A 1,722-nucleotide genomic window follows, 5' to 3' on the forward strand; every position below is an offset into this window, starting at 1 on the left:
CAGCATCATGCCAGCCATCAACGCCGCGCCTGCGAGCCGGGTAGCCGCCTGTATCAGCTTCATCAGTCCTCCTCGGGCGACCTGTCCGCGCCGCCGACATAAAAGCGCGTCACCACGCCACCGGTAAAGCGCAAACGCGCGCCTTCCTCATACAATTCAAACCCGTTCGCCTGCACGGCGCCCCACGGCGCCTGCCCCTCGACCGGCTGGTCGCCGGAAATCAGGCCACGCGCAAGGTTTACCGATGCACCATCGGTCTGGAACCTGTAGCCCGAGCCTGTCGAGAAGCGAACCGTGTCGGTCATGCGCAATATGCGCGTGCGGTCATCATAGACGCCGATACGCGACAGGATTTCGGAGGCGTCAGGGCGCTCTGCCTGACCGAACAGCAATTCGGAATCGATGCGCGGGTTTTCCAGATCGGTGAGATTGCCAAGCCCCACCATGCGCCGGACAGCCGAATCTGCCGTCAGCACGAACGGGCTGCCACTGGCATCGCGCCCGGTAAAGCGCGGATTGATGATGCGCTCGCCCGTGCCGGCAATGGCATCCGGGTTGGGCCGCGCGCCATTGCCCGACAGGATGGATTGCAGGAGCACATTACCCGCCAGCAGCACGATCAGCACGGCGAACACGATGCGCAGATTGCGCACGATACGCGCCCGCGTGCGGGCCGCAGAAACGGCCCGGCTTGCCGATGGCTCGGCGGCGGCAAATGTCAGCGTGTTCATCCGGTGCGCCCGCTACTTCCCCCGCCCGCCCTTGTGGACGCCCTGCGCGGCTATTTCAAGGCATGGACGGGCCAGGACAGTGACCGGCACCGCCTAGCTATGCGCAAAAATGTCAGCCTCGGCCCAGCCCGCCAGATCCAGCGCGGCGCGCGTCGGCAGGAAGCTGAAGCAGGCCTTTGCCATCTCCATGCGGCCCTCACGCACCAGCATGGCTTCGAGACCGTCGCGGATCTGGTGAAGATAGAGCACGTCATCGGCGGCGTATTTGAGCTGCGCCTCGTTGATCTCGTCCGCGCCCCAGTCAGAGCTCTGCTGCTGCTTGGAAAGCTCCACGCCTGCAATCTCGCGCGCAACATCCTTCAGCCCGTGCCGGTCGGTATAGGTGCGCGCCAGCTTGGAGGCGATCTTGGTGCAGAAGACCGGGCGCAAGGTGACGCCAAGGTCACGCGCGATCATCGCCACATCAAAACGCGCAAAATGCAGGATCTTCTCGACACTTTCGTCCGCCAGAAGCCGCTTCAGGTTCGGGCAGTCATAGGACGACCGGTCCAGCTGGACGATATGCGCATCGCCATCACCGGCAGAAAGCTGGACCAGGCAGAGCCGGTCACGCACCAGGGACAGACCGAGCGTTTCGGTGTCCACCGCAACCTGCCGCCCCAGATCAAGACCGTCAGGCAGGTCAGCTTTATGAAAATGAATGCTCATGCAGGCTCCGGCGGCGAGAGGCAGGGATAGGGTCTGGCCCTGCTATGGGCCGCGCACAGCGCCGCGTCAATGCAGGCAGGCCTGCTCATGCATTTTTGCAAGTGAGACTTGCGCCGCGTGTGCCACGATTTGGCAACAATCTGCGCCTAGCACGGTTAGCGCGATATTCATGCTGCCACAAAGAGCCATAAAGGCCTCTCCCCCATGCCTCTAGACATCCACGCCAGCGACGCGGATCCGATCCGCGTCGAAACCGACATTCACGGTGTTCTCACCTTGCGCC

2 protein-coding genes are annotated in these 1,722 nt (G+C 63.2%); both read right to left on the bottom strand.

What is annotated here, in order from left to right; genetic code table 11:
• Positions 1-62: 62 nt before the first annotated feature.
• Positions 63-731 carry an LPS export ABC transporter periplasmic protein LptC gene (lptC, locus tag ACTS2Z_RS00640; RefSeq protein WP_442571304.1) on the bottom strand — a complete coding sequence of 223 codons (669 nt, stop codon included), beginning with the start codon at positions 729-731 and terminating at the stop codon, positions 63-65.
• A 93-nt stretch (positions 732-824) separates the two neighbouring features.
• Positions 825-1,439 (bottom strand): ribonuclease D, encoded by a 615-nt coding sequence (locus ACTS2Z_RS00645; RefSeq protein ID WP_442571305.1) that lies wholly within the window; start codon positions 1,437-1,439, stop codon positions 825-827.
• Between the last annotated feature and the right edge of the window lie 283 nt (positions 1,440-1,722).

Source organism: Glycocaulis sp. (assembly GCF_052168375.1).
Taxonomy (GTDB): Bacteria; Pseudomonadota; Alphaproteobacteria; order Caulobacterales; family Maricaulaceae; genus Glycocaulis.